Genomic DNA, 2,905 nt, shown 5'->3' with positions numbered 1-2,905 from the left:
ATCCCTCGGCCTGAAGTCCTGCATGGCACACTGGACGATGCTATCTTTGCCGCCGAGCTCCGCTACCTCGTCGCGGGCAGCGCGCCTGCGGTCTATCAAGACCCAGCGATCTTCTTCCGCAACACCTACCCGACGAAGCACCTGAAGACAATCGTCGAGGACGTCTTCAGGCGGCTCAAGAATCCGGACGAGCCGGGAGCGCTCATCCGCCTCTCGACTGGTTTCGGCGGCGGCAAGACCCACGCCTTGATGACGCTTTGGCACCTCGCCAAGAACATCGACCGCCACGACCTCGGCACGGAGCTCCTGCCGGCAGAGAACCGGCCGCCAGCGGTCGCGGTCGCCGCCATCGACGGTCAGGTCGGCGGCTCCCAAGAGTTCGCGCGCCATGGGACCCTTGTCACGCGCACGATCTGGGGCGAACTCGCCTACCAGCTTGGCGGGCAGAGCGCATACGCGCGCATCGCTGCCGTCGACCGACTGGACGAAACCCCCTCGGAGTCCCAACTGGAGGACATCTTTCCGCCCGGCCCGGTCCTGATCTTGCTCGATGAGCTTGTCTCCTATATGGCCGGGCTGCCGGAGCAGGGGCAGAACTCCCTGATCGCCTTCGTTCAGAAGCTCGCTGGGTTTTGTGTCAAGCGGAAGCAAACCGTCCTCGTGGTCTCCGACCCGGCGGGCCAAGCTGCCTATCGCAAGCAGAGTGAGCGGCTGGACCGAGCGCTCAAGGAGACGATCGAGAAGGAGACCATCAAGCAGAAGATCGAGGAGGAAGAGAGGGCTGTCCGCCTCGATCAAGTCATTAGCCGTGTGTTTACCGACCGCGACCCGATCGGCGCCGAAGGAGCGCGGGTCATCATCCGCCGTCTCTTCGAACAGATCGACGAGAGCGAGCGCGACCGCATCGCGCGCGCCTATCGCGAGTTGTACGAGCGGGTCCACCGCGACCACCCCGGGCGGCTCGACCCGGCAGTGGCCACCTCAGAGTATGCGGAGCGGATCCGCACCTGTTTCCCCTTCCATCCGCGGCTGTTTGTCACGGCCGAAGAGCGGCTGAGCGCCCTCCCCGATTTTCAGCGCAGCCGCGGCACCTTGCGTCTCTTCGCGCGGCTGGTGCGCCGCGCCTGGCAGGGAGAAGAGCTCGATCTGATCACTGCTGGCGACCTCGACTGGTCGGACCCGGACCTGCGCGAGGAGCTGCTCGGCCGGCTGAACCGCACAGGCTTTGACGCCGCCATCAAGGCCGACATCGAGGGCCACGCCGCCGAGCTCGACAGCGCCGCCTCGCGCCGGATCCATCGCCGCGTTCTCTCTGCCCTCCTCCTCGACAGCCTGCCGCTCGACAGCAAGAGTGGGCTCTCGCGCAACGACGTGACCCTCACGACGCTGCGCCTCGACGACGCCGGCCCCGAGCCGATCGATGCAGCTGAGCGGTTAGAGAGCGTCTGCTGGCATCTCTATCCTCGGGAACACACCGAGGGCTGGCAATTCAAGGTCGAGCCTAACATCATCCGCGAGATTGAGGAGCGCACGGCGAGCGTCAGCGCCGAGGATGCGCGCCCCCGAGTTCTTGCGGTTGCGCAGCAGTATTTCAACGGCTCGTTCTTCCAGCTTGTCGGCTGGCCAAGCGGGCCGAGCAGTGTCGCCGAGACAGCGCGCCTCACCCTTGCCCTCTGCGAGAGCGAACAACTGGCGAAGGAGGTCGTCCGCTTCTCCGACACCAGCAGACCAACTGTGCCGATGCCGCGCCGCTTCACCAACGCCATTGTCGCCATCGCGCCGGCCGGCAGTGCCCTCAGCGACGCCATCGAGCGCGCTCGCCGTCTCATCGCTGCCGAGCGCGTGCGAGAGGAGCGCCAACGGAGGGATGACTATCACTTGGTCAAGCGGCAGCTCGAGCACTATCTCACCGAAGCCGAGCGCACGCTCAGACGCGAGGCCTGCCGCGCCTTCACTTCCGTCGTCGTCGGCGAGCACGTCTACCAGCTTCCAGCCCAGTACCAATTCCCGACCGATGAACCGCTTCGCCCGCTCACGGGCGGCCAGTCGAAGCTGCGCGAGTTCCTCGAGCACCACGAACTGCTCTACCGCGAGGATGACGCTCTTGACCCGTTCGTGCTGCTGTCGAACGTCCTTCCGGGCGCGACGCCGCAGCCCGACCAGCCCGGCGTCTGGACGGCCAAAGCCGTTCACGAGCGGCTCCTGGCCAGCCCCGGCCTGCGGCTGATCCTGAACGACAAGTTCGTCCTCACCACGCTCCGCAAGGCGGTGATGGAGGGCAAGCTCGTCCTGCGCATCAGTGACGGCACCGCGTATCATGGGACGAGCCGGGTGGCTGGGCCGCCCGAGGCGCGGCGCCGCATGACCGGCGCTCCTCCGCTCTCGTTCCCGCTAACCGATGAGACGCTCGTCGCCCTTCCCGACAGCGACGCTGCCCGCGCCTGGCTGGCCGAATCTGCCCCTGTGCCGGGCGAGACCGGCGCGGCAGCGGGAGGGTTCGTCCCGCCGCCTCCGCCGCCAGCGGTTGGAGCGGCGAACAATTGGGAGGAGGCAGCGCGCCTCGCCGACGAGGGACGGCCGCTGCGGACGCTCAAGCTCGTGGCGTCCCGCCCGGAGGTAGCGCAGGCGATGCTCGGCGTGCTCCCAGTGCTGGGAGCGACGGAGTCTCTGCTCTCGGTCACCGTCAGCGGTCAACTGCGCGGGGGCGGGCAGGCAGCCTTTCGGGTCGAGGGCGTCAAGCCGTCTCATCCGACGAAGCCGCTCGAGGTGGCGCGCGCGCTGTTCAGCGCGAGCGAGGATGCCAGCTACGAGGCAACGCTTGCGCTCCGCTTCGACGACGGGAGCATTGTCACCAGCGAAACTGTGCGCACGGCAGCGGCGGCCGCCGGTGACGCCACCGTGCGCG

General features: G+C 67.4%; 1 protein-coding gene. It reads left to right on the top strand.

Features of this window, described 5'->3' with window-relative positions:
• The coding region (locus NZ773_16110) for a DUF499 domain-containing protein (GenBank protein MCS6803451.1) at positions 1-2,905 on the top strand (2,905 nt) is incomplete at both ends.

This window comes from Dehalococcoidia bacterium (assembly GCA_025054935.1).
Lineage (GTDB): Bacteria > Chloroflexota > Dehalococcoidia > SpSt-223 > SpSt-223 > JANWZD01.
The sequence above is the reverse complement of the archived record's forward strand: the minus strand, read 5'-3'. Positions and strand labels throughout refer to the sequence as shown.